This is a genomic window from bacterium, assembly GCA_030647555.1.
Taxonomy (GTDB): Bacteria; Patescibacteriota; Andersenbacteria; order UBA10190; family CAIZMI01; genus CAIZMI01.
On the sequence record JAUSJG010000029.1, the window covers coordinates 1 to 23143 of the forward strand.

The window sequence follows — 23143 nt, forward strand, 5'->3', positions numbered from 1 at the left end:
AAAATCTTGAGGCGTACTGTAAGTACGGTGAGGGATTTTGTGATTGAGTAGTAATTGTAGTCAGAGATGTAGTGGACATAAGATGAGCAGGTTATTTAAGTTAGTCGCCTTAGCGACCACTCCGCGCCGTAACTAATGACAAGGTGTAAACACGGGGTGGTGATAACTTGCGGTTGCTTATTTATTTAGTTCTACGACGTCGTGAAGCAGGCCGGTAGCGGTGTCCCCGCGGAAGCTTTTAGGGAGTTTTTCAAGTTGGTTAGATTACTTGTCGCCGCTGTTAAGTTATTAGTGGCTGTAGTGAGATTTGCAGATGCTTGAATATAAGCGTTTGCTTCGGCGCTTTTATACATGTTCGTGGATTCATTGTCTGCGATTTTTTTTGCCGCCAAGTACGCAGTATTGGCTGTGTTGTATCGCGTGCTCGCTTCTGTCAATTTCTTATCATACGCAATAATTATTCCGCGTGAAACTTTATTTCTTCGCGCTAGATGTAGATCTCTGCTCGCAGTATTTTTTGCTTTTGCTGCGCTATCTAATTCGGTTTTTGCCAAAGCAAGGTTGTTATTGGCAACATTAATTTTGTTTACTTGCGCGTATATTTGTGTTGTTAGTACTGCGTTATTATTATCAAATACTGTTTTTGAGGCATCATACATTGTTTGTGCTGTATTCTTTGCTGTAATCGCGGCCGTGATTGCGGCAGGACACGCAGGAAGTACTCCTGCTGGTGGAGGTGAAAAAGACAAACCCGTGATCGGCAACGGATGCGGTGATGCAATAGGAGGAGGATTTGGACATGCTTTGGTTGGCAGACCCCAAATACCGCAGACTTTGCATACTTTTGTTTTATACGTCGTGGTGGACATAAATGTGTTCAGGGAGGCCGCCTTAGCGTCCGATATATCTGTAGAAGCATTCGTGTAACACTGCTTAAATCCTTCTCCCAGTTCACTCTCCATGTTTGATTGAAAATATGAAGTACAATTTTCTGTTGAGGTTATCGGTCCCGGCATTGGTCCAGGAACCGCTGGGTTTGCATAGCAAGATGTAATTTTATTTTGCATGACACTAACCGCAATATTAACAGCGTCAACCAAAGCATAATGTCTATCATTTATTAAACCTGAAATAATCCCAGAAATACTTACTCCGAATTCATTTTTAATTTTATTTATCTGATCTACAGTTAAACTTGGGTTAGTTATTGATGCTAAATATGTTCCCTTTTTTATACAACCTACCGAGTCAGGAGCCGTGAAATATACCGATGCGCTTGTTGTATTAGTAGAACCGCACAACCGCGCTTTACCGTTTGGATCAATTCCGCACGTGTATTCTTTTGTGTTACAATTGTACTCCGTCTTCGTGTTTACCACGTAATCCGGACTGGAGGGATTTGGGTAAACAACGATATTATTTCCAGCAGAAAAAGTTTCCTTGCAAAAATCCCACAATATATTGTTTCCATTCTCATACCCATCAATTTCTAAAATTTCCAGATTTCTATCCTGAAGAATACTGGTAGCAAATTTAAACGTTCCCTTTGGTAAGTACGGACTTCCACTTACAGATGAGCACGTTGCTGTCGACGCCGCTTCCGCGCTATCTCCAAATAGGTTAGGTAGTGAGATTTTATTTATTGGCAATAATTGAGAAAGAGGCGCATACGGAGTGCGCGTGCTTCCTGCCGGTGTTGGCGTTGTTGTAAAAGGATAAAACGGACTTGGTGAGCTACCGTAAGGAGTTGGCGTGGGGCTGACTGACGGTGAAGGACAAACCGATGTACACTGCGTATTTTGAAACGCAACACTTATATCGGGCGCTGAACCTGCAGAAGGAGAAGCACTAGGCGAAGAAGAAGGTTTAACCGAGGCGGAAGGAGACGGTTGAATAACTGTTGTTTTCGTGAGGGACGAATAACTCTGAACAATCAACCCGAGAGCCAGGACAAAGACGACAACAACACCGCCGATAAACCATTTATTGGGCATCGTTTGTTTATTCACGCTTCCTTTTAACAAGTTTTCACCTACTTTTGAACTATTTACTTCTTCTTGTTCGTCTTCAATTTCCAGCATATTTCAGGGTTAGTAATTAATGATCCCCTATTTATTTAAAGTATATCACTTAATCAATTAAATGTATTAAAGCAAAAGAAAAAACCACCCGTGGGGTGGTTTACATGTCTGTTTACATGTCGATCCTTGAGTCCAAAGGTTCCTGGTTGCATCAATGAAGAGGCATAGGTGACACAAAGAGGACTCAAGGATGAAAGAATGAACGTAACAGATTGAAATCTAACGACGAACGGCTTCGGCGAGGAAGATGATGGCGAGCCAAAAGACGCTCACAGTCACCAATCCTTGTACAACTTTCGTCGTGAGCTTCTTAATTTGTTTCTTCCCAAAACCAGTCATGTTTGCGCCCACGTTGATGGCAATTAAACAGAGGGCAACAGGAAGAACGAAACGAAGAAGCGGTTCCAAAGCTTGCGGGTCCATGGTTTTTTCTCCAGAGGACTATTTTGGAGTTCTCAAGCACCGTGCAAGAGACACCAAAATCCGCAAGCTTAGAATTTTTTCAGCCTGTCGAATGAACAATTACTACCTATATCTTATGCTAAATAGCCATTTCTGTCAAACTTGCCATCAAGCACCCCTCACTTCTTTTTTTTATTCACGAAATATGGGTCGGACTGCTTAGCGGTCCGACCCGCACTGGACGACGAGACAACGCGACACTACGGCCAATGAGGGTTCGACCTTTCACAAAGTCGAACCCTGCGACGCTACGACCAATCAAGAGGTCGGACCTTTCACAAAGTCCGACCTTACTACCACTCCTTCTTTATCTTCAACCAATAACTAACCCAATTAACAATCAGAATCAGAAGCGGTGAAACGACCAACAAAACAACTACTTGCTGCCACGAAAATCGGTACATAACAAAACCAAAGATCAGACCACCCAGCACCATATCCAACTGATCCCACGGCAACCATCTATGACCAGAAGGAATTTTTAAGCGTCTCTTAAAATAACTTTTTACCAAATCCCCCGTCAGCGCTCCAGCCCCCAAAACCAAACCCCAAAGTAAAAAGTTCTCATAACTGTACGGAAACTCAATAAATAATTTTCCGGCGCCGTTTCTCCGCACCAACAACTGCAAAAAAGCCGTACCAATGCTTGCCAAAATCCCCGTCACAAACCCACGGTAGGTTTTATTGACCCCAAAAAGCGGATGCATTGTGTCTTTATTACTGCCGTCGATGGAGATATTCAACCTTGGAAAAATATTTACTCTCGTTGCCACCACCGGCGCCATGTTGGCGACATAAGCAGGAAGGAACAAATATAAGGTGGAAATCAGCAAATCGAACATATTGCAAGCTTATCACAAGAAAGGCGCAATTGTTGAATAAATTTTCAATTATCAATGACCAATTATCAATTAATTTTCCAGCCTTCGCTAAAGCTTCGGCCGGCAGGCAATTCTTAAATTATCAATTTCGCGATGACGTGGTAATTGATCATTCAAACATTGATAATTAATTGAAAATTGGGAATTGAACATTGATAATTTAAGTTTGTTAAAACAAAATGAGTCTTCTATGAACCACCTTTTCCCCTTATACTCACAATATCCAATGAAAAAACAGCTCATTCCCGGCGCGGAGCCATTCTACCTAAAAACCGACGGTAAAGTGGCTTGTCTTTTGGTACACGGTTTCACCAGCACGGCTTACGATGTTCGCGCCTGTGGAGAATATTTAACGGCACACGGTATCGCTACTAAAGGAGTGCTGGTGGCCGGTCACGGCACTTCTCCGAGAGACCTGGCGAAAACAAATCTCGATGATTGGCTTAATTCCATCCGAACCGCCTATCAAGAATTGAAAAAAGACTACCCCATTGTTTATGTCCTTGGCATTTCGCTCGGTGGAAATTTTCTCGCAACATTGGCGCAAGAGTTAAACTTTGCCGGAATTATTTTTATTGGCGTGCCACTTAAATTTAAACACGAAAAATCCTACAAAGCCCTCTACTACGCCTACCGAGCGCTTGGTATCAATTACCAGCGCAAGTGGTACCAAAAATCACTCGACCCACAAATCCGCAAAGTTCGTCCCAACTACAAAAGCATCCCCCTGATTTCGGCACCCGATGTTTTAAAAGTAATCGAAATGTCTCGCACGGCATTGCCCGGCATCAACTGCCCCGTTCTTGCGGTACAATCTACAACCGATCATGCCGTGGATGATGAAACAATCTCCACCCTCCAAAACAGTATCAACACCAAAGATTTTCAGGTAATGTGGGTGGAAAATCGCTATCATGTTGTTCTTATCGATCACGGCAAAGAAGAAGTTTTTGAACGAATCAACAAATTCATCTCTGAACATCAAGCAAAACAATGAAAATTTTAATGCTCTCCAACCATTACCTTCCGCATATGAGTGGCGTGGCCACTTCCATTACCCGCACGATTCGCAATTTGGAAAAATTGGGCCATGAAGTAAAATTAATTGTTCCTGCTTTTCCCGAGTTCACCGAAACAAATCCTAAAATTTATCGTGTACCGTCATATCCGTTTCGCCCCCCACTTATTCCTCTCCCCTATCCGGGAAAGAGTTTTATCGCCAAAGTAGTCACCGATTTTAAACCAGACATCATTCACACCCACCAGCCTTTCATGCTCGGAAAAACAGGACTCAAGGTGGCACTTAAAAACCATATTCCTTTCGTTTTCACGCACCACGCGATGTATGAACAATATGTTCATTACGCACCATTCCTCCCGAATAGTTTGCTACAAAAAATTATCGTCAGGCGCGTCATGCGATTTGCCAATAAAGTTTCGGCGGTCGTTGCACCCTCTGAATCGGTGGCAAAAATACTGCATGAAAGAAAAATTAAAACGCCGGTTTTTATCATCCCCACGGGCATAAATCCGGAATTTTTTGTTCGTGGGCCGGAAACAAGAAACGCTACTCGTAAAAAGTGGGGTGTGAAAAAAACCGAGACCGTTATTATTTCTTTTGCCAGGCTAGCCGCCGAAAAGAATTTTGAATTACTTCTCAAAGCCTTTGCCCTACTACAAGAAAAAACAAAAAAACCACTTCGCCTAATTTTGGGCGGTGATGGACCCGCCACCAACAGCTTAAAAAAGTTGGCTGAAAAATTGGACTTAGGTAAAAAAATAATTTTTACCGGCAGTTTTCCCTACACAGATGTTCCCGACTTTCTCATTGGCGCGGACATCTTTGCCTACCCATCTTTAAGTGAAACTCAAGGACTTGTAACGCTCGAAGCCTTAGCGACCGGCCTTCCGACCGTTGTCGTGGACGCCCCGGGCAACCGCGATATCGTAAAAGACGGCATCAGCGGACTAATCACTAATCCCACCGTCAAAGATTTTACCTCAAAGATACTTTCTCTCATCACTTCCCCCAAACTTCGTACAGCATTAGCTGAACAATCAATCCCCCGCGCCACAGATTTTTCAGAAGAAAAAATGGCCGAGAAGATGGTGAACTTATATAAATCTTTATTGCGTTAAAGCATTAGGATCCGACGTAAGCACTCACGGGTTGAGGAAATAACCGTAGTGGCCACATTGAAGGTGGCCATTCATGGCTTCCTTCAATGTGGTTTAGGTTCGCGTAACGTCGTTTCGATACTACTAACCTACACCACTTCCGATGAAGTGCCTCGGCACCACATCGGAAGTGGGCGTGACTATTCAAATTTTTCCTTGACCTGTGAGTGGTTACGGTCCGACCTCTTAGAGGTCGGACCGTAATAAAATATTTGTATAAAAAAAGTGCGAAGCAATTGCTTCGCACCGCGACATTTAACGACCGGACCGACACGGCCTACTTTTTAGTCTTGGCCGGTTTACCGTTCTTCCTCCCATTCCCGTTCGTTGGCTCCAGAAGCCCTCTGAACACCTTCGTTCTGCCCTCCTTCTCTGCGAGAGCACAGGTGGAACAGAGGACAGTTTCCATACGCCCCATGGATTCCCCTTCCTCAAGCTTCCGCCAATCACCCCAGACACCATGGCGCGTCACCCGCGCCCTCCGACACCCGGTGCAAAATTCCCTTTGAACGTCCAAATCCCGTTCCAGAACAGCGATAGACATGCCACGAATCCCTTCTACTAGTGCCTTGAGGACAGATTGGAACGAACGAGACGAGTTTTCGCGAGTTTGACAAGCCGACCGCGAGGACCATCCGAGTAATCGATGTATTCCTCGACTTGGTAACCGTTGTGTCGCGCGCGCCTTTCTTTACGCCGTAACCGCTTTTGCGAACGGTGCGACTCAAGAGTGAAACCGCTTTCCAAATCTTCAACGCCGTCAATCACGGCCTTGCAGTCATCGCAGTGAACCACGAAAGCGTCATCTTGTTTATCCAACGACACCGAACCGTCCATGTTCTCATAAATGAAATATCGCCCACAACGCGTGCACTGTGTCCGACACAGATCCTTGGCTGTTCGTAGAACACGCACGTAACGATGTGGCGTGATGATGCGTAATGCCCCCTCCTCCGAAAGAATTTCCAGCAGTTGCTCGTAACTTTGCCCGCTTGCAGTTTCTTGTCTGCAAATCATGGTAACCTCGTGTTTGTCCTAGAAGCAAAAAATACGACGAACAACAACCCTCCGCTTAGATCGGCTCCTTTCCATTCCGAACTAGGTTTTTGAAAACAACAACCCCAAAGGCACCTCCCCCAAAGGCACCCCACAAAGACAAACTATAATAGTAACTGGCTAAAGTGTCAAAACTGGTTGACGGTAACTAAAATCCCAATGACCAAACCCCAAATCCCAACAAAACTCTAAAATTTTAAATGACCAAAACGTTTGTTTTTGGAATTTAGATAATTAGGATTTTGTTGGACATTGGGTTTTGGGGTTTGGAATTTTCATTCGAAGTGTGTCGTCACATTCAACTGCCCGATTCGTCGTTTAATCAAATCCGCCGTTTTTAATTCAGGGTCTCGTTCCAAAAGTCTTTCGGCGGCTTTCCGCACATTGAGCAAGAATGGCACGTCGGTAATATTTGCCACCTTCAGTTTCACGCCACCCGACTGACGCGTCCCATAAATCTCCCCCGCCCCTCGTCGCTTCAAATCCTCCTCCGCAATCTGCAACCCATTCGACAAAGTTTCCAAAGAAACCAAACGGCTTAAAATAGCGTCGTCTTCACTTTCGCTAACCAAATAACAAACCGCCTCTTGTCCCCTACGCCCAACCCGACCACGAAATTGGTGCAACTGTGCCAACCCAAAACGTTCCGCGCCTTCGATTAGAAGCGCTGTCGCATTGGGAATATCAACACCAACTTCTACCACCGACGAAGCAACCAGCAAATCTAATTTGCCATCCCGAAAATCCGCCAGAATTTGGCGCTTTTCATCAGACGGCAATTTCCCATGCATCATCCCCACCCGAAAATCCGGAAAAACGACGGACATTAATTTTTTATATTCCGTGATAACCGACTTGGTGTCATCTTCTTCGTCATCCACTTCTTCCACGCGCGGACAAATGACGAAAACTTGTTCCCCATTTTTCATTCGATCCGCCAGCAAGCGATATACTTCTTCACGCAGGTTAGGTGGTACCACTTCTGTTTTTACAACCTGTTGCCCTGGTCGACTATCAAGCTGGGTGACATCCACATCTCCATATGCCGTTAATTGCAATGTCCGCGGAATCGGTGTGGCTGTAAGTGAAAGAAAATGCGGTGTTGGTTGTCCCGCTTTTCCCTTTACCAATTCATCACGCTGATCAACACCAAAGCGATGCTGCTCATCCACCACAACCAAACCAAGCTTTTTAAAATTCAAATCAGCATGAAACAAGGCATGCGTGCCCACCAACAAATCAATCTCACCCGAAGCGACACCATCGGCAATGGCATTACGTTCACTCACCCTTAACGATCCCGTCAAAAGTGCTACCCGCAAACCCATCGGTGCAAAAAGTTTTGCCATGCTTTCCGCGTGTTGGGTTGCCAGAATTTCTGTCGGTGCCGCCAAGACAACCTGCGCGCCACTTTCTTTTGCGATAATCGCCGCCATCCCGGCCACCACCGTTTTACCGGAACCAACGTCCCCCGCCACCAAGCGATTCATCGGCACAGCCGAACCGATATCAGAAGCAATTTGTTTTATCGCCTCTAACTGGGAAGGTGTCAATTCAAACGGCAACTTTTTTTCCGCATCCTTAATTTTACTTTCAGACATCTTCAATTTTATTCCATCTTCTTGCAATCGTTCCTTCTTGCGCACCAATGAGGCCAACTGCAAAATAAACAATTCATCAAAAGCCAAACGCTTACGACTGGCCGTTAGTTCTTCAAACGAATCCGGAAAATGAATGCCTTTAATGGCGTCACTAAATACCAAAAGATTTTCCTCTTCTCTAGTGGTTTCGGGTAAATAATCGATAAGTTTTGGCGTAAGTGGCATCGCCCGCGTCACCAAATAGCGCAAAAAACGCGAAGATACGTTTTCGGTTTCGGAATAGATAGGAGTAAGCCGGGCCGCGTGAACAGGAGGATGCAAGGTGGTAATTTTTTCCGCTTCCGGAGAAATAATTGTTACGCCGGTATCCCCTTCCGAAGGTGTACCAACCAATATTACTTCCGTCCCTTTGGGAAAGTTTTTCTCAATAAATCTTTGATGAAACCAAACCAACGGAATGCTTCCCGACTCGTCCTGAAATAGCGCCTTTGTAATCAAAACCTGTTTTGCCTTCCCATGCCTTTTTCGAAAAGTCGCTTCGCCACTTATCTTCATAATTTTCCCCTGCAATACGCATGGCGTACCAATCACAACATCGCGCACGTTACTTATTACCCGTCGATCCTCGTGACGATTTGGAAAATAAAACAAAAGCTGGCGGAGATTTTTTATCCCCAACCGCCGAAGCCCGGCGACAACTTTGTCATTTACGGCCGGCAAATTTCCAACCTGCGTATTTAGATCCATAAAGGCATCTTACAGGAAATTAAAGGATTGCTCACATACCACAACCAATCAACTATACTAATATATCACCGTCCAAGGATATTTCGTTTTTGTAATCTTCCAGGTGTTTTCTTTGATGCTTACGATATTCCCGATTTTACTCACATCCCGCCTTACAGAATCTTTAAACTTACTCGAATCAGGAGAACCAAAAATGTCTTTTTCAGCCCATATTTTATCACTTGTCATGTATATAATAAATCCGGGTCCAAATCCCATCCCCTGTGGCCATATCTCTAATCCGTTTTTCTTATCATATTCAACTATCGTTTCTCCATATCTACATAACCTTGTATTATTATTTTCATATTTTTTACCAAGAACTCGGCAACCCTGTGCCTCCAATTTTATTTTTATTTCCGAAAGTAAAATGGGTTCAATTTTCACATAGCCAGTATAGAGCGTTCTAGCATTTGGAAAAATATTGACTGAAATAACCCCCTTAAGCACAAGAAAATACAAACCACCAATAATAACAATTACTCCGCCCGCGCCTATCAATATTATTTTTAGAATATTTTTCATATTTATGCGAATTAAGTATAACACGACAATAATTTATTTATTCCCGGCAGGATTCTGTCAGTAAATTTGCTGACGCAAATTTTTAATGCCCAAATTGCGTAGTCCTAAAGCGACTTTTTCGTTAACCAAGGGAAAACTGGTTACTGACGTCCGCAAATCCATAACAATCTCCATGAAATATAACGGCATTGACAATTACTAAATACTATTGTAGGTTTAAAGAGGTCGCGAGCAATCGCGCCCATCAAAAAGGGACCTGGTGCCGATAAACTAGGTCCTATTTTGTATTCAAAGATATGCATTAAATAAATTTTGTACATAACCTTTTCGAAAGTTTCTTGCCAGTTATTTCCGTATATCGCCAATAATCTTCCGGCTGTTTGCCGTATTCAAAAATATGAAAAATCGGATAACACAGCAAATCGGCAATTTGAATTCCAATTGTTTTTCCCGAATCTGAAAAAAGCACTTTTTCGATAATATTCTCACACTTCAATTCTCGATAATCCCACCGCATCGCGTGATGAACCTCATCCAATTCTTTATCCATAAATTTCTTCACCACTTGTCCTTCTCTCGGATCAATAATGGTAATGCCATAAGCATTTTCCATTTTTAATAAATCATTAAAACTTTGTAATAACGACGCGTAGGCCATATTATAAACATTTTGCGCCGGATATTTTTCCCAAAATTTTTCCTTATTTACTACAACCGAAAGCAACTCAACAGGAATCTTTTGAAGAAATAATTTGAGGTCTGTTTCGAGTTCGTCGTACTTGGCGCGATCGTGCAATTTAATCGGCGAACCTTCTTTTAAATCAGGATTCGCATAACGAAGAAAGTTGGACTTAATTTCCACGTCCGAATTTTGATAAAATTTGTCTTTTATTTTCCGAAACTCACGCTCAATATCAATCTTGTCGTTTTCGTGAATAACCGCTCCGCACAAAACCAGATATTTTTTACCCTTTTGTGAAATGGGCGCGGTATCGCCAGATTCGTCTACATACATTAAGTACATATTTTTATCATAACACACCAGAGATACATTTAGGTTCTACACCTATACTCCATTAATTAACTCATTTTTTGAGGAAAAAGTTCTTACCCCGATAAAAATAAACCCCACAACACCAACTATTACTCCCATAACAATCAATGCCTGCGGTAAGGTGTACACATCAACCACCCACCCCACCAAGGGCGCCATCAGTGCGTAAAATATATGCTCAATAAAACCCTTTACAGAAAATGTGGTTGCCCGAACACTCGAATCGGTTTCTTTGTGGATATAATCGGAAATTACGACAGACGAAAAACCGTCGACAAATTGCATAATAAAGGCAATAACAAAACCAAAGATAAAAACAATCTTTCCCATTAATAAATAACAAAGACTGGTAAGCACAAACAATGACACTAATGAAGCTTTCCGACCCAATTTCTCTTCAATCACATGTGAATACTTAGCGCTAACGGCACTAATCAAGTTAAAAGCGGCAAATACCAAACCGAAGTAGACGATTTTGAGACCAGACAATTCAAAGTAGGGCTGATACAGCCAATAAGCAACACCAGTAGCACTGGTAATAACAGCAGAATAACAAATTAGCCATCGTATTTCTTTATTATGAAAAATTGCCTCTTTAATCAATCCCATTGAATTAAATATGGAATTTTTAGGCGTCAAATTGCGATTAAGTTTGGGCTCATAAAAAGAAAGTGAAACAAGGACCAACAACAGATAGAATGGAATCATTGCAAAAAACGGGTAGCGTAAATTAAGACCCCCCAACAAACCGCCAACAATACTGGCCACAGCGACTCCTGCAGAATAAAAGAAAATTGCGTTACCCCAAATTTTTTTATAGGAATGTTCTCTTCCTAACGCTTTTAAATTGTCATACATGAAAGCGGAATCAGCGCCCGAGATAAATGCACCAGCCAGAGCCCAAGATAAAACTGCAAAAAGAAAATAGTAAAAATTATTTCCAAACGCATATAGTGTCATCGCTAAAGTTGCGAAAATACCCGTCATTAACAAGGACTTTTTTCTGCCAATAACATCGGCAAAATGGCCGGTAGGGATTTCCGCGAATATCCAAACAACAGAACTGATTGATTGCAAAATCATTATCTGAGTTAGTTTCAGGCCATTATTTTGATAAAACAAAACAATAATCGGGGTATAGAACATCATGCTATACAAAATTTCGTATAGATAAAATTTCCAAATATTATTTTCTAATTTCTTTTGATCAATTTCCATGATGGAGTAAATAATCTAACACAAATTTTTAACACCCAAATTGCGTAGTCCTAAAGCGACTTTTTCATTTTCTTAAAAGCTTCAGCTTCTTAAAATTATCACTTGAAACTACTTTCTTTCCCGTTTTTTCTTCAATATCTTTCCGTGTTCGTCCCGCAATACCGCCACCAACCTGCGCATCTTTTTTCAACGCTTCCAAACCCTTTGAATCTTTCTCGGTCGTGACTTTTGTCGTGGTCGCCTCACCCAGCATCGTCAAAATCAATTCGATATCGCCCATATGATCACGCAAATTATCACCCGCTTTTTTACAAAGGGCTTGGTAATAAATAAACACTCTATATTCTGTTCAATACGCCTCAAATACGACCGCTTTGATTGAACAAAATCTTGAGACGTACTATACGTACGTTGAAAGATTTTTGATTGAGAAGTGGTTGTAGTTGAGGATGGAGTGGACATAAGATGGAGTGTTTATTTATTACCAAGCCCTGAGCCCCTTGTGTTCCAAATATTCTTTCGCACTTTTTTCAAAAGCTGCTTTGTATATTTCATCGGTCAAGATCGCGTACTCAAGGCCTTTTGTCACCCCTCTCTGCTTCCACTCATCGGTTAAAGTATTTCTAACGGCAATACCACGCATTCGCTTATCAACCCAATCCTTGGGATAACCCTTCTTGTCATAAATTTCCTTCGCCCTTGTTACCGCCAGTTCCGGATCGGCAATTTCTTCAATCCGCTCTTTCCCCACCCTTGCCAGCCAGAGCTTAAACGGCTCCGCCTTGGGGGACGGAATGGATTGAATAATGCGAAAGATTCCTTCCAAATCGGCCGTAGTCTCTTTTCTTTTTCTTCCATCTTTGGCCACCACCTCAAGGAGGGTACAAATTGTACCCCACTTGGCGGAAAGTTCCGGATCGCGCGTGCGCATCTTTTTAACGTATTGCTTCACGTCCGTAGACTCAGAAAGCACTTCCACCACGTCGGAAACAGAAAAATACCACTTCTCTAGATGCCAAACTCGACGCACTTCTTTTTCCTCAAAAATAGTGATTTTTGTTCTATCTGCCTGTTTTTTATTCATCGCTTTGTTGGTTTAATTCTTAATTTTTCAGGCGTGCGAATCACCCTCGTGATTAGACTATTTAAATCCACAGAGACATCGTAGCGCAAATACGGAGATTTCTCATCTTGCCACGGAAGGATTCCTTTTTACAATTTAATCCCGCCTCGCTTCGCTCGAAGCGAGACTAAATCAAGAAGCCGGCAGGATTAGGCCTCGAAACTTTCGTTGATACAAAAGTTTCTGGCCACCGGCAATCGGTTTCGTTGCGAACGAAACAACGATTGCCGTTCGAATCCGCAAGCGACACACGAAGGTGATACAACCCCGGCAGGATTCCTTTTTACTGTCAAAAACGCCTCGCTTCGCTCGATGCGTTTTTGACAGTAAAAAGCCTGGGTAGTTAAAACATTGAAGCAGTTCAATGTTTTAACTACCCTTCGAATCCTGCCGTACTTTTAGAAGTAATATAAAACAGTCCCCAGGGGGACTGTTTTATATTACTTGTGCCCCCGGCAGGATTCGAACCCACGACCTCCTGGTCCGAAGCCAGGCGCTCTATCCAGCTGAGCTACAGGGGCTTTATTTTTCTCTTGGGTGGCTAGAGGGTACCGCCCCCTCGTCTCCCGGACCACAACCGGACGTTCTACTATTGAACCATAGCCACCACGTTTCAATTGGAAATTTAACCAATCTCTGAAAAACCAATATGGCAATACTATTCGAAATTCTATTAATAATCAAGCCAAGAAAAATGATACCCACTTACAGTGGGTGTTCGTGTGCAGATATTTCCTTCCCTGAAGGAGTCTCCTCTGTGCCTGAATAGTCTTCATCGACCACAAGCCGTTGACCCATTTCACTCCAGGCCTGTCCTGCTCGTATAATTTCCGGATCATCACCGGTCGCTTCAAGCAATTCCTTTCGATGATCCTCTTCCAAATCAGCTACCGCAGAACAAGGCTCGGGATTTGGAAAAAAGTCTTCTGGTCGCTTTATTATGGGTTCGTTCATGACTATTTTCCTCCAGTACAACGTGCAAAACAAATTGATCTTACAACACATTTTAAACCTTGAAAACATGCCTTGTTTAAAGTAGTATTCGTTCTTAAGCGCTCGTAGCTCAACTGGATAGAGCAAAGGGTTTCTAACCCTTAGGTTGGTGGCTAAAATCAAGATTCACGAGCCAACTGCTTGGCTCGTGAACTGATTTTAGGCCCGGAGCGATGTTTTGCTCGCATTTGGCGAGCAAAACCGCGAGGGCGTGGCCAGACAAAATTTTCGGAAGAAAATTTTAGTCGAGGCCGAGTACAGTTTATTAATTTGCGAAAATAATCTAAAGTCATAAGTAGGCGCTCGTAGCTCAACTGGATAGAGCAAAGGGTTTCTAACCCTTAGGTTGGTGGTTCGAGTCCCCCCGAGCGCACTCGAGATTTGTTTCGCTTTGCGAAACTATCAAATGTACACAAAACGACTGCACGCCCTGTGCAGTCGTTTTGCACAAGAATCGAAGAACTCTCGAAATAGGTTTTGCTTAGCAAAACAAATATTAACGTACACAAACACGATTTTTACGGAACGTAAAAACGTGTTTGCACAAAGTTTGAAGAACTCTGGCGCAAGGTTTATCCGCGATAAACCGAGTGGCAGAGCAAGAGAATTTGCGATAAGAGACGCAAATTTTCGGAGCATCTTCTATAAACAACTCCGCAACCCCACCTTTTTTAAACGTATCTTATTTTTTTCTTCTGTGGCAAATATTTTTCTATCAAATCACACAGGCCACTCAAGCCATAACTTGTCTTAATAATGCTTTTGGAAACACCTAACTCCGCGGCCGCGTGAGCTTTCGATTCATCACCGGATTCCAGCAAAAAAACAATCGGCACATTTTTTAGATCTTGGTCACCCTTTATTTGTGCCAATAAAGTTAGCCCATCAATGTCTGTCAGAATTCCATCTATAACTATCACATCCGGTCGAACATGCAACTTGCGTAACGCCTCCCCACCATTAGTGGCCGGATCTACATCAAAACCGCGTTCCTCCAACTCTTCGCACAACGTGGAAAGTAACGCTTGCTCGCTTTCAACTACCAGAATTTTTGGCATTGTTATTATTATTTTCGTACGGATCCATTACGGGAAGCGTAAAGAAAAATGTTGACCCGTAACCTTCGCGTGATGAAAACCAAATCGCCCCATCATGTTGTTCAATTATTTTCTTCACCAAAAAAAGTCCTAATCCTGTACCGCTTTCATCGGTCGCCACTGCTTTCTGACCGCGAAAAAATTGGGTAAAGATATTTACTTGTTCCTCTTTGGCAATACCGATACCCGTGTCTTCGATACTGCACACTACATATTCCGCTTTAATATTTTCATCCAAGACATTATGAACAACATCGGCCGGAGCAATCTCCCGCGTTTTTCTAACCGTGACTGTAATGGTGCCCCCGCGTGGCGTATATTTCACCGCATTACTCAAGATGTTTACAGTGACCTGATAGATTCTTTCCGGATCGCCAATCGTTAAGGGAATCTGCGCGGAATCGGCCGACCATTTTACAACAACGCCCCTTTTCAATGCTTCTCGCTCGTTTGTTCGCAATGCCCTTCTCACCACTTCCACCAACTGCATCGGCCGTTTTGCTACCAAAAAAGCACCTTCTTGCATCTTGGCGACGTTTAATAAGTCTTCTACCAATGTTACCAATCGAGTATTCGCTTCACTAATCCGTTTTAAAACTTTTGTAACATCCGGCTTATTCGCTTCTTCACCTAAAACTTTTAGAAGTCGCTCCATATTCCAAGAAAGCGAGGTAATCGGCACCTGCATCTCATGCGCTGTCATCGATAAAAATCTTTCCGAAGGCATCGGGAAAGTTTCTTTAGCCACTTCCTTTGTCGGTGTTTTTTTTAGACCGGTTGCGAAGTTCGGCGCCTTATTGGCAAAATTGACTATGTTTATGTCGTTCTCTGTCACAAGGACATGATAGCACAATTTTTAATTTGAAATTTACAATTTGAAAGACACAAATTTTAAATATCTAAAACAACATTTTCAAATTGATTAAAAATTTCAAATTAAAAATTAAAAATTCGATAGCGATTACGCACAAAAAAACTGGCTCAACCGAACCAGTTTTTTCCCCTTATCAGTAACCACTAAATAATTAATGATTACTGGTAAGTGGACGAGTTTTTATTCGGCACTCGTTACTTGGCAGAGCGTCCAATTGACGCTCCGCGAAACGAGTCTCGTCCTACGCCGGAAGTTTCTCGGGCAGTTTCTCATGCCCCACTTCGAGGATTTCTGACTCCTCGAGCGGTCGAAAAACTCCCACTCCCCTCAACCCTGTGTCGACAGGTCGCCCTTCTTCCCAGTGGATTCCACAGGGCGGTTCGAGGGTGAGTATTTCACCACGGAAGGTTTCCCCGTCAATCACTTTTTGGGAGACACAGATGATCCGCCCTTGTCCGCCCACCAAGAGCTTGTGGTAGAACTTATCGGTCCATACTGTTGTTCCAACAGCGACCAATGTCCGAACCACCGCGAGTCGAACCATTTCAGAATCAAGCTCCGTAGGCTTAGTTGCACTAAAGACCACGTTCTTGATCCGCCGAACGCTCCCGCATATGGAGAATTCCACCTCCTTCGGCTGTGGTTTCAACAAAATAGTGACTCCCTCTCCCGCGCAACACAAATTAACGTTGTGTTGTAACAGATACCAAAACGCCTCCTCCCTAGTCATAAATTTTAGCTCCAACACCACACACCTCCTCTCTAAAGACCCAGAACGGGACTGAAAAGTTTACAACAAGAGACCAATTCTGAAAGAACGGCCCCCTTTATACACATGGTATTCCTATATTATTTTTTTTGCACCTTTTCACGCAGATCAATAATCCACGCGATCAGGTACACAACGATCCATGGCAACACCGCCCAAAAAATCAGCGACGGTGACCAGACGTTAATGTGATCAAACATTCCGCACTCCTTTGTTTACCACGTGGTCGCGTGAGTGCGAAGCACTTTTACGCGACTTTACGTGGCAAAAAATCCACCTTCTCGATTCAGCAACATCCATACTGCTAAATCCAGAAGTAGATTCGTTCGCGTAGGGGCAATTCATGAATTGCCCCTACAACGGAACTAATTCATATATTTAGAACATCATCTAAACATTCGAAAAAATCGAATACTTAGAAATGCCTCGGTTCTCAACGTGGAGAACCGAGTAGACTGCACACCGACCCCAATTGGTCGATGTGTGAAAAAAGAACACTACTAACTACTGTCACGATGCGGCGCGCTCCCGCGGCGGAACCTTCGACATCGTGCCAGAGATCGTCGTCACCCGCACTTCGGTGACCTCGATTTTTTCGATAACATCGCCGAATGGGGGAAACTGACTCCCCGGCCAGTATACGACCGCAATAAGATCGCCGGCCAAGGGCAACACTTCGCCTGCGCGACTCAAAAAGCCATTGCCACCGCATCCACCGTAGGACTTATACTCACCGTCCGGGAGGAGGCTGTAGTTCAGCGGTTTTCCGATCAACTTCTTCCGCTGCTGTGCGAGGTCGCGATTCCTCTTCGCCACAACCAACAAAGAGATCACTCCGAACAAAACCGCCAAACCCACGTACCCAGTTTCCATCCACGTCATGGCCGAAGCCCTCCGTAAAAAACAAACTCAAACATCGAGTCGCCGGAGCTGAACACCCCTCAAACGACTCCCGCTTCTAGTGGCAAATTGCCAACAAAAGTGAGAGGCGGATTTCATGGTTTGAAATCCGCACAAAAGTTACTGCTTCACGACACGGAAACCGGTCGCATCGAGACGCAACCGGTTGCCGTTCACGAGCCCGGGTCTTTGCAGACAAAGCTCGTGAAACGCTTCCCGTTCGCCGGGAAGAAGCGGGTGCGGTTGCCTTAGCAACTGCACTAACTTTCGCCACGACCGCCGCTTATGCAAACGGCCCATGGCAACAAAAAATTCCATTGTGCTCATTCTTCCCTCCTTGAATCGGGTCGGACTGCTGTAGCGGTCCGACCCGCATTGGACGACGCGACGCTACGACCAATCAAGGTCGGACCGCTCGGCAGTCCGACCTTATTGTCAATGGGACCGACCCAACAAGAGTTGGTCCCTTACGCGACTCATCACCAAAGACAAATCATATTATCTTCATTGATGAGTTTCCCAAGTCGTTGTGTCTAGCACAAACGACTTGGGATAAATTGATTATTTCGCCCGCGACTAGCGCAGTCTGGGCTTCTGCGACGCGCCGAGCGAGCGACGGGCGGTGTCGCCCATCACGCGCACGTACACGTCGCTCGACGTGTTCGTCTGGGCGTAACGAATCCTCTCGTTATGCCACGCCGGCGACGGAGACGGCATCTCCACCGTCACCCGCGCGAGCGAAACGATCGACGTCGGCTTCTTCTGCCGTGCCGCCATCCTCGCCCGCACACTCGCCACCGCCACCGGGTCCTTCAACAAATTCGCCATTTTCTGGATCCTTATCAAATGGCTTCGACCGCTTTGTCCTTCACCAATCCAAGTGAAACACGGTCAAAAGAAAAATTACTCTCGGGACAATCAAGAGCTCCTCCGATATTCTTGAATAATGAAATATGAGTAATGAATTATGATACGCGTTGTCCGCCTTCATCATTCATTTTTCGTCATTCATCATTCACCGTCTTTCCCCCATCAATGGCGACCAGCTAGAAAACTAACTGTGCCGCCATAGATGAGGTGCCGAAATTTCTTTCAGCACCCTTCAGGTTGATTAAGTATGAAGTGCAATCGCTTTTATACGATTGTGCCGGCCTTTTTAAGACCGTTGGTCTTCGGGGTGTGTTTTGACAGCAAAAGCCGTAAAATATTCCCGCTCCATACTCAATTCCCGTATTCAATTGTCAAAGGATCTGGTCTCTCTTCCGAACCCTGTGATTAGATAAGGGATAATTGTACTCCCAAAATACGAAAATGTCAATAGTAACTTAAAGACACTACTATTTTATGGCTTTTATTAGGCATTTTCTTTTGTTCCAAACACACACAAATCCTATCGCTTTTAATTATCAATTTTCAATGACCAATTATCAATTAATAATCAATTCTTAAATTATCAAGTAACGGCGTCGTCAATTGATAATTGTATCATTGATAATTAATTGAAAATTGGGAATTGAACATTGAAAATTTGATTCCATATTGAGATTGCTTCGGTGCTGAAGCATCTCGCAAGGACTACAATTATATTTCCCCCAGTGGCGTCCTGTACTGCAACGCTTCTCCCAGATGTTTCTCCAATATCTCCGCTTCATCCTCCAAATCAGCAATCGTGCGAGCAACCTTTATTGTGCGATGTACCGCACGCGTACTAAGACGCAAACTATCCGCTGCCCGCGCTAAAAGGTTTCGACTTTCCGGTGACAACGCGCAATACTGTCGAATTTGCGCCCCACTCATTTCGGCGTTCGACTTTTCCTCCGTAAATCTTTCACGCTGTTTCGTCCGCGCTTTCTCAATCCGTTCCCGAATTTTTTCCGACGACTCCGCTTCAAAGTGATCCAAAACTATATCGGCTTTCACTGCCGGCACATGCACATGCAAATCAATGCGATCTAAAAGTGGACCGGAAACCCGTCGTTGATATTTCGCCACCTCCCCCGACGCGCAAGAACAGGTGCGATTACTGTCACCAAAATACCCACATGGACAAGGATTCATCGCCGCCACCAAACAAAACCGCGCCGGAAAACTTTGACTGCCCGCCGCCCTACTCACCGTGACAAAACCTTCTTCCAACGGTTCGCGCATATGATCCAACACAGTACGTGGAAATTCCGCAAATTCGTCTAAAAATAACACGCCACGGTGTGCCAACGTCACCTCGCCCGGTTGTGGGATACTTCCCCCGCCAATCAACGCCACGGCCGAAGTGGAATGATGTGGCGAACGAAATGGCCGTGTACTAATCAAAGCGTCCTGCGCCGAAAGTAATCCCTTGATGCTATATATTTTAGTTACCTCAAAAGCTTCCGACTTGCTTAGGCGCGGCAAAATTCCCGCGAAAGCCCGTGCCAACAAAGTTTTTCCCGACCCGGGCGGACCATGTAATAGAACATTATGCCCGCCGGCGGCCGCCACTTCCAATGCCCTTTTGGCGTGTGCTTGCCCGGCTATTTCTCGAAAATTTGTACCGACATAGTATTCAACCGTTTCTTCTTTTTCGTCTTTTGCAACCAAGGATAACGGCGCGCGGTTTTCCAAATGATCCACAATCGCCCGCAAACTTTCCACAGCAATCACATCCCCGCCGGCCAAAACGGCTTCGCGCCCGTTTTCCTTGGGAACAAATAAAATATCCGCCGTACTGTTTTTAACATAATCCCCCATTGCCACTGTTCCCAAAATCGGTTGCAGTTTTCCATCCAACCCCAGCGACCCCGCAAAAACAAATCGCTCCAATCTTGCCGTCAATTGCCCGGTGGCCAGCAAAAAAGCAAGCGCAATGGGTAAATCGAATTGCGGACCAACTTTACGAACATGCGCCGGCATCAAATTAACAATCGTCCGATGGCGCGGTGGTTCGAAACCGGAATTTCCCAGCGCGGCAATAATTCTTTCTTTTGCTTCTTTCACCGCCGTATCGGGCAACCCGACGATTGTTATAGAAGGCAACCCCGCTAAAACTTCCACCTCCACTTCCACTGGATGCACATCCAGGCCAGTGAGTGTAACCGAGCGAACTATCGCGGACATAAGGGCGTTTTTTGCGAGTGTTTATTATTGCTTTTCATTACCTATATTATACACGAAAACGACTGCGAACCCACGCCCACTCACGGAACGGAGCAACCTTGCTCCGTTCCGTGAGTGGTGTTGGTCGTCTTTACGCCATTTTCTTTCTTCAAATACTTTTAAATAAAAACCTATTCCTAACGAGACTTGTGTGCCGATTCATTTGTCGCCAAAAACGAAATTGCTTTCCAGACCCGCCGTTCCGCTTCGCTTTTGGACAAACGATTATCCAAATAAGCCTCTTCTAGAAATTTCATTCTATTGCTTTTTCTTCCTGTTTTATTTTTACCCCCAAACATTATAAATTCACCTCCTCATATTTTGCGTAGTCTTTGCCAGGCCGACTTCGCAGGCCGAAGCCGCCCATCTGGGCGAGCCTCGCTCTGAAGAGCGGGCAATCTCCGCAATTAAATTAACAACATTACGCACTGCGCAACATTCTTCCGACGTATACCACAATTACCGCGCCCATTATTGCAACAATAATGCTGTAAACATTAAAGCCAACAATACCGGATTGTCCGAATAGCGTCATCATAAACCCGCCCACCAACGCGCCCGTCACACCTAAAACAATGTCCCAGGTAGCACCGGTATTACTTTTTGTAATCGTAGCCGTCGCCCACCCGGCGAGAGCTCCTAAAATTATCCAAGTAATTAATCCCATACTTCCCCCCTCCTTTCTTCTTAAAATGATATTTACTTAACAAGAAGAACATACAACGGATTTAAAAACCGCGAAGTGAGAAACATCACAAAAGGTCGGACTTTGCGAAAAGGTCCGACCTTGATTGGTCGTCAATATTACGTCCGCCAATGAAGGTCGGACCTCTCTTTGGAAGTCCGACCTTTTCGCTTCTTTATTAATTCAAACAACATTAAAAGAATCCCCACCCCAATTACCACATCTGCGAAATTAAAATATCCCAAATTACCAATCGCGAAATTATCTTTTACAAAACCCATTGTAATTCTCTCAAATAAATTAAGGGCTCCTCCAGAGATAATTAAAAACAACGAAACACGCTCTCGCTCATTTTCAGATTTCCAAATTAAAAACGCGATCGCCCCAAACACAATTATGCTGATTAAAATTATTTCAGTAATACCCACCAGCCCAAAAAGCCCCTGCGGATTTTGATAATTACCAATTCTAAAAAAACCAAGCGCGAACTCGCGCACCAAATATCTTTCCACGGCATACTTTATTGCGACGTCTAAAATTATGACACCCAAAACAAAACCAAAGTATTTTGAATACCTTGATTTTACCGACATCAAAATATAATCCCAAAAAATTACTTACACGTGACGCAACGCATCGCCGACGGCATCACCGCAAGTCTTTCTTGTTCCAACTCCGCGCCACACTTGTTGCACACGCCGTATTTATTTTCAATAATATTATTCAGAGCCAGATTAACATCCTGCAATTTTAGCTCGAGTGAATTTTCAATTCCCACCCTTGAAGAATATTCTTCTCCCTCTGTCGCGTTATCTTCCGGCGATCTGCCGTAATCCGGAAAGTTAGCGTCAAAGTTCCCTTCCAAATTATTATCCTTGGTGGAAATTTTATTTAGTTCCGATTCCAACAATATTTTTTCAGCTAACAATTTTTCTTTCTGACCGGCAATAAATTCTTTGGCGAGAGTCATTTGTTTTTTATAATAAATAAAATTAATAGATATGGAAAAGCCCTAGATAACGGCCAATAAATAAATATGTGCCTACTAGGGCTTTGAGTCCAAGGTATCTGCACAGCGTGCGCCAGCTTCTGGACAAAATTCTTTTTGTACAAGAGTTGGCGCAGGCCATGACTTCATGACGCCTTGAACGATTTCACTCACTCTTCTGCACGATTGAGCAAGTCGGTGACTCCGATCTTCCGGTGAAGAAAAAGATTAATCTCCCAAAAACTCTTTTTCCTACCTATCTCCTCCAAAGATCAAAAGTGCAATCTTTTCGAGGTGTTTGTTTTTGTTTTTTTGATGGATGCGTGCACATCACTTTGTTCAGAGACACCTTACGACCACTAATAGGGGGAGATTAGTGGTCGAAAGGTGACTCCAATTCTATTAACACCTTCGACCGATGGATTTAAGTCAATTTCGAATGAACAAATTACTAACTACCCATTTATCATAGCAGAAAAAACACGTCTCGTCAAGAATACGTTAAAAAATATATATTTTGGCTTAACTAAGCACGCGAAATATATATTTGCTTCCGGAAATCAATGGCTATGATTAGAAACTTTATTACATCGCCTCCCCACTTTATCCACAAGGCAAAATAACTAGGCATTAAGCGACATATATTAAGTAATGTGCCCATTATGACTGGGCTTTGTGGGATCAATATTTGTGTATGGTATTTGGTGTGTAGTATATGGGTGTATGAAGATCATTTTCAC

General features: G+C 43.8%; 24 protein-coding genes and 2 tRNA genes. 3 read left to right on the forward strand and 23 right to left on the reverse strand.

Annotation, left to right across the window (positions count from 1 at the left end):
• Window positions 1-191: 191 nt before the first annotated feature.
• From Q7S57_06005 to Q7S57_06015, 3 genes are all read right to left on the reverse strand, one after another.
• Complete coding sequence (locus Q7S57_06005; protein MDO8512798.1) at window positions 192-2081, reverse strand: hypothetical protein; 1890 nt, start codon at window positions 2079-2081, stop codon at window positions 192-194.
• A gap of 219 nt (window positions 2082-2300) precedes the next feature.
• Window positions 2301-2504, reverse strand: coding sequence for a hypothetical protein (locus tag Q7S57_06010; GenBank protein ID MDO8512799.1), 204 nt, complete (start codon window positions 2502-2504; stop codon window positions 2301-2303).
• A gap of 332 nt (window positions 2505-2836) precedes the next feature.
• Window positions 2837-3385, reverse strand: a complete 549-nt coding sequence (locus tag Q7S57_06015; protein ID MDO8512800.1) for a CDP-archaeol synthase — start codon at window positions 3383-3385, stop codon at window positions 2837-2839.
• Window positions 3386-3650: 265 nt separating this feature from the next.
• On the opposite strand from Q7S57_06015, the gene Q7S57_06020 reads away from it, so the two are divergent.
• A complete protein-coding gene (locus tag Q7S57_06020; GenBank protein ID MDO8512801.1) occupies window positions 3651-4421 on the forward strand; it encodes an alpha/beta fold hydrolase in 771 nt (256 codons plus the stop codon).
• Window positions 4418-5563 (forward strand): glycosyltransferase, encoded by a 1146-nt coding sequence (locus Q7S57_06025; GenBank protein MDO8512802.1) that lies wholly within the window; start codon window positions 4418-4420, stop codon window positions 5561-5563. Before Q7S57_06020 ends, Q7S57_06025 begins: the two co-directional genes overlap by 4 nt.
• A gap of 600 nt (window positions 5564-6163) precedes the next feature.
• On the opposite strand, the gene Q7S57_06030 is transcribed toward Q7S57_06025, so the two are convergent.
• The 9 genes from Q7S57_06030 to Q7S57_06070 form a co-directional block, all read right to left on the reverse strand.
• Window positions 6164-6619, reverse strand: coding sequence for a hypothetical protein (locus tag Q7S57_06030; protein MDO8512803.1), 456 nt, complete (start codon window positions 6617-6619; stop codon window positions 6164-6166).
• Window positions 6620-6933: 314 nt separating this feature from the next.
• Complete coding sequence (gene recG / locus Q7S57_06035) at window positions 6934-9006, reverse strand: ATP-dependent DNA helicase RecG (protein MDO8512804.1); 2073 nt, start codon at window positions 9004-9006, stop codon at window positions 6934-6936.
• Between the two features lie 57 nt (window positions 9007-9063).
• Window positions 9064-9570 (reverse strand): hypothetical protein, encoded by a 507-nt coding sequence (locus Q7S57_06040; GenBank protein ID MDO8512805.1) that lies wholly within the window; start codon window positions 9568-9570, stop codon window positions 9064-9066.
• Window positions 9571-9871: 301 nt separating this feature from the next.
• Complete coding sequence (locus Q7S57_06045) at window positions 9872-10594, reverse strand: DUF3800 domain-containing protein (GenBank protein ID MDO8512806.1); 723 nt, start codon at window positions 10592-10594, stop codon at window positions 9872-9874.
• A gap of 42 nt (window positions 10595-10636) precedes the next feature.
• Window positions 10637-11842 (reverse strand): MFS transporter, encoded by a 1206-nt coding sequence (locus Q7S57_06050; GenBank protein MDO8512807.1) that lies wholly within the window; start codon window positions 11840-11842, stop codon window positions 10637-10639.
• Window positions 11843-11906: 64 nt separating this feature from the next.
• On the reverse strand, window positions 11907-12122 hold the full coding sequence (locus Q7S57_06055) for a hypothetical protein (protein MDO8512808.1): 216 nt from the start codon (window positions 12120-12122) through the stop codon (window positions 11907-11909).
• A gap of 201 nt (window positions 12123-12323) precedes the next feature.
• Window positions 12324-12926 carry a Bro-N domain-containing protein gene (locus Q7S57_06060; GenBank protein ID MDO8512809.1) on the reverse strand — a complete coding sequence of 201 codons (603 nt, stop codon included), beginning with the start codon at window positions 12924-12926 and terminating at the stop codon, window positions 12324-12326.
• Window positions 12927-13412: 486 nt separating this feature from the next.
• A tRNA-Arg gene (locus Q7S57_06065) sits at window positions 13413-13486 on the reverse strand.
• 184 nt (window positions 13487-13670) lie between these two features.
• Entirely contained in the window at window positions 13671-13919 is a 249-nt protein-coding gene (locus tag Q7S57_06070; protein ID MDO8512810.1) for a hypothetical protein, read from the reverse strand.
• A gap of 338 nt (window positions 13920-14257) precedes the next feature.
• Here Q7S57_06070 and Q7S57_06075 point away from each other — a divergent pair.
• Window positions 14258-14331 (forward strand) — tRNA-Arg (locus tag Q7S57_06075).
• Between the two features lie 298 nt (window positions 14332-14629).
• On the opposite strand, the gene Q7S57_06080 is transcribed toward Q7S57_06075, so the two are convergent.
• From Q7S57_06080 to Q7S57_06130, 11 genes are all read right to left on the reverse strand, one after another.
• Window positions 14630-15016, reverse strand: coding sequence for a response regulator (locus Q7S57_06080; GenBank protein MDO8512811.1), 387 nt, complete (start codon window positions 15014-15016; stop codon window positions 14630-14632).
• The gene (locus Q7S57_06085; protein MDO8512812.1) at window positions 14994-15890 is read right to left on the reverse strand and encodes a HAMP domain-containing sensor histidine kinase; all 897 of its coding nucleotides are present in this window, start codon (window positions 15888-15890) and stop codon (window positions 14994-14996) included. Before Q7S57_06085 ends, Q7S57_06080 begins: the two co-directional genes overlap by 23 nt.
• A 280-nt stretch (window positions 15891-16170) precedes the next feature.
• On the reverse strand, window positions 16171-16557 hold the full coding sequence (locus Q7S57_06090) for a hypothetical protein (GenBank protein ID MDO8512813.1): 387 nt from the start codon (window positions 16555-16557) through the stop codon (window positions 16171-16173).
• A gap of 651 nt (window positions 16558-17208) precedes the next feature.
• A complete protein-coding gene (locus Q7S57_06095; GenBank protein ID MDO8512814.1) occupies window positions 17209-17580 on the reverse strand; it encodes a hypothetical protein in 372 nt (123 codons plus the stop codon).
• 138 nt (window positions 17581-17718) lie between these two features.
• Window positions 17719-17925, reverse strand: coding sequence for a hypothetical protein (locus Q7S57_06100; GenBank protein MDO8512815.1), 207 nt, complete (start codon window positions 17923-17925; stop codon window positions 17719-17721).
• A 249-nt stretch (window positions 17926-18174) separates the two neighbouring features.
• Window positions 18175-18426, reverse strand: coding sequence for a hypothetical protein (locus tag Q7S57_06105; GenBank protein ID MDO8512816.1), 252 nt, complete (start codon window positions 18424-18426; stop codon window positions 18175-18177).
• 753 nt (window positions 18427-19179) lie between these two features.
• Window positions 19180-20691 carry a YifB family Mg chelatase-like AAA ATPase gene (locus tag Q7S57_06110; protein ID MDO8512817.1) on the reverse strand — a complete coding sequence of 504 codons (1512 nt, stop codon included), beginning with the start codon at window positions 20689-20691 and terminating at the stop codon, window positions 19180-19182.
• Between the two features lie 176 nt (window positions 20692-20867).
• The gene (locus Q7S57_06115; GenBank protein ID MDO8512818.1) at window positions 20868-21029 is read right to left on the reverse strand and encodes a hypothetical protein; all 162 of its coding nucleotides are present in this window, start codon (window positions 21027-21029) and stop codon (window positions 20868-20870) included.
• A gap of 122 nt (window positions 21030-21151) precedes the next feature.
• Window positions 21152-21397 carry a GlsB/YeaQ/YmgE family stress response membrane protein gene (locus Q7S57_06120; protein ID MDO8512819.1) on the reverse strand — a complete coding sequence of 82 codons (246 nt, stop codon included), beginning with the start codon at window positions 21395-21397 and terminating at the stop codon, window positions 21152-21154.
• Window positions 21398-21534: 137 nt separating this feature from the next.
• Window positions 21535-22008 (reverse strand): signal peptidase II, encoded by a 474-nt coding sequence (locus tag Q7S57_06125; protein MDO8512820.1) that lies wholly within the window; start codon window positions 22006-22008, stop codon window positions 21535-21537.
• A gap of 20 nt (window positions 22009-22028) precedes the next feature.
• A complete protein-coding gene (locus Q7S57_06130; protein ID MDO8512821.1) occupies window positions 22029-22385 on the reverse strand; it encodes a TraR/DksA C4-type zinc finger protein in 357 nt (118 codons plus the stop codon).
• Between the last annotated feature and the right edge of the window lie 758 nt (window positions 22386-23143).

Coding starts and splice junctions, on each gene's coding strand:
- Q7S57_06010 (MDO8512799.1), bottom strand. CDS start 2,504: ATGGACCCGCAAGCTTTGGAACCGCTTCTTCGTTTCGTTCTTCCTGTT.
- Q7S57_06060 (MDO8512809.1), bottom strand. CDS start 12,926: ATGAATAAAAAACAGGCAGATAGAACAAAAATCACTATTTTTGAGGAA.
- Q7S57_06080 (MDO8512811.1), bottom strand. CDS start 15,016: ATGCCAAAAATTCTGGTAGTTGAAAGCGAGCAAGCGTTACTTTCCACG.
- Q7S57_06130 (MDO8512821.1), bottom strand. CDS start 22,385: ATGACTCTCGCCAAAGAATTTATTGCCGGTCAGAAAGAAAAATTGTTA.
- Q7S57_06050 (MDO8512807.1), bottom strand. CDS start 11,842: ATGGAAATTGATCAAAAGAAATTAGAAAATAATATTTGGAAATTTTAT.
- recG (MDO8512804.1), bottom strand. CDS start 9,006: ATGGATCTAAATACGCAGGTTGGAAATTTGCCGGCCGTAAATGACAAA.
- Q7S57_06030 (MDO8512803.1), bottom strand. CDS start 6,619: ATGATTTGCAGACAAGAAACTGCAAGCGGGCAAAGTTACGAGCAACTG.
- Q7S57_06125 (MDO8512820.1), bottom strand. CDS start 22,008: ATGTCGGTAAAATCAAGGTATTCAAAATACTTTGGTTTTGTTTTGGGT.
- Q7S57_06070 (MDO8512810.1), bottom strand. CDS start 13,919: ATGAACGAACCCATAATAAAGCGACCAGAAGACTTTTTTCCAAATCCC.
- Q7S57_06110 (MDO8512817.1), bottom strand. CDS start 20,691: ATGTCCGCGATAGTTCGCTCGGTTACACTCACTGGCCTGGATGTGCAT.
- Q7S57_06015 (MDO8512800.1), bottom strand. CDS start 3,385: ATGTTCGATTTGCTGATTTCCACCTTATATTTGTTCCTTCCTGCTTAT.
- Q7S57_06115 (MDO8512818.1), bottom strand. CDS start 21,029: ATGTTTGGGGGTAAAAATAAAACAGGAAGAAAAAGCAATAGAATGAAA.
- Q7S57_06095 (MDO8512814.1), bottom strand. CDS start 17,580: ATGACGTGGATGGAAACTGGGTACGTGGGTTTGGCGGTTTTGTTCGGA.
- Q7S57_06040 (MDO8512805.1), bottom strand. CDS start 9,570: ATGAAAAATATTCTAAAAATAATATTGATAGGCGCGGGCGGAGTAATT.
- Q7S57_06105 (MDO8512816.1), bottom strand. CDS start 18,426: ATGGCGAATTTGTTGAAGGACCCGGTGGCGGTGGCGAGTGTGCGGGCG.
- Q7S57_06005 (MDO8512798.1), bottom strand. CDS start 2,081: ATGCTGGAAATTGAAGACGAACAAGAAGAAGTAAATAGTTCAAAAGTA.
- Q7S57_06045 (MDO8512806.1), bottom strand. CDS start 10,594: ATGTACTTAATGTATGTAGACGAATCTGGCGATACCGCGCCCATTTCA.
- Q7S57_06100 (MDO8512815.1), bottom strand. CDS start 17,925: ATGAGCACAATGGAATTTTTTGTTGCCATGGGCCGTTTGCATAAGCGG.
- Q7S57_06055 (MDO8512808.1), bottom strand. CDS start 12,122: ATGGGCGATATCGAATTGATTTTGACGATGCTGGGTGAGGCGACCACG.
- Q7S57_06020 (MDO8512801.1), top strand. CDS start 3,651: ATGAAAAAACAGCTCATTCCCGGCGCGGAGCCATTCTACCTAAAAACC.
- Q7S57_06120 (MDO8512819.1), bottom strand. CDS start 21,397: ATGGGATTAATTACTTGGATAATTTTAGGAGCTCTCGCCGGGTGGGCG.
- Q7S57_06025 (MDO8512802.1), top strand. CDS start 4,418: ATGAAAATTTTAATGCTCTCCAACCATTACCTTCCGCATATGAGTGGC.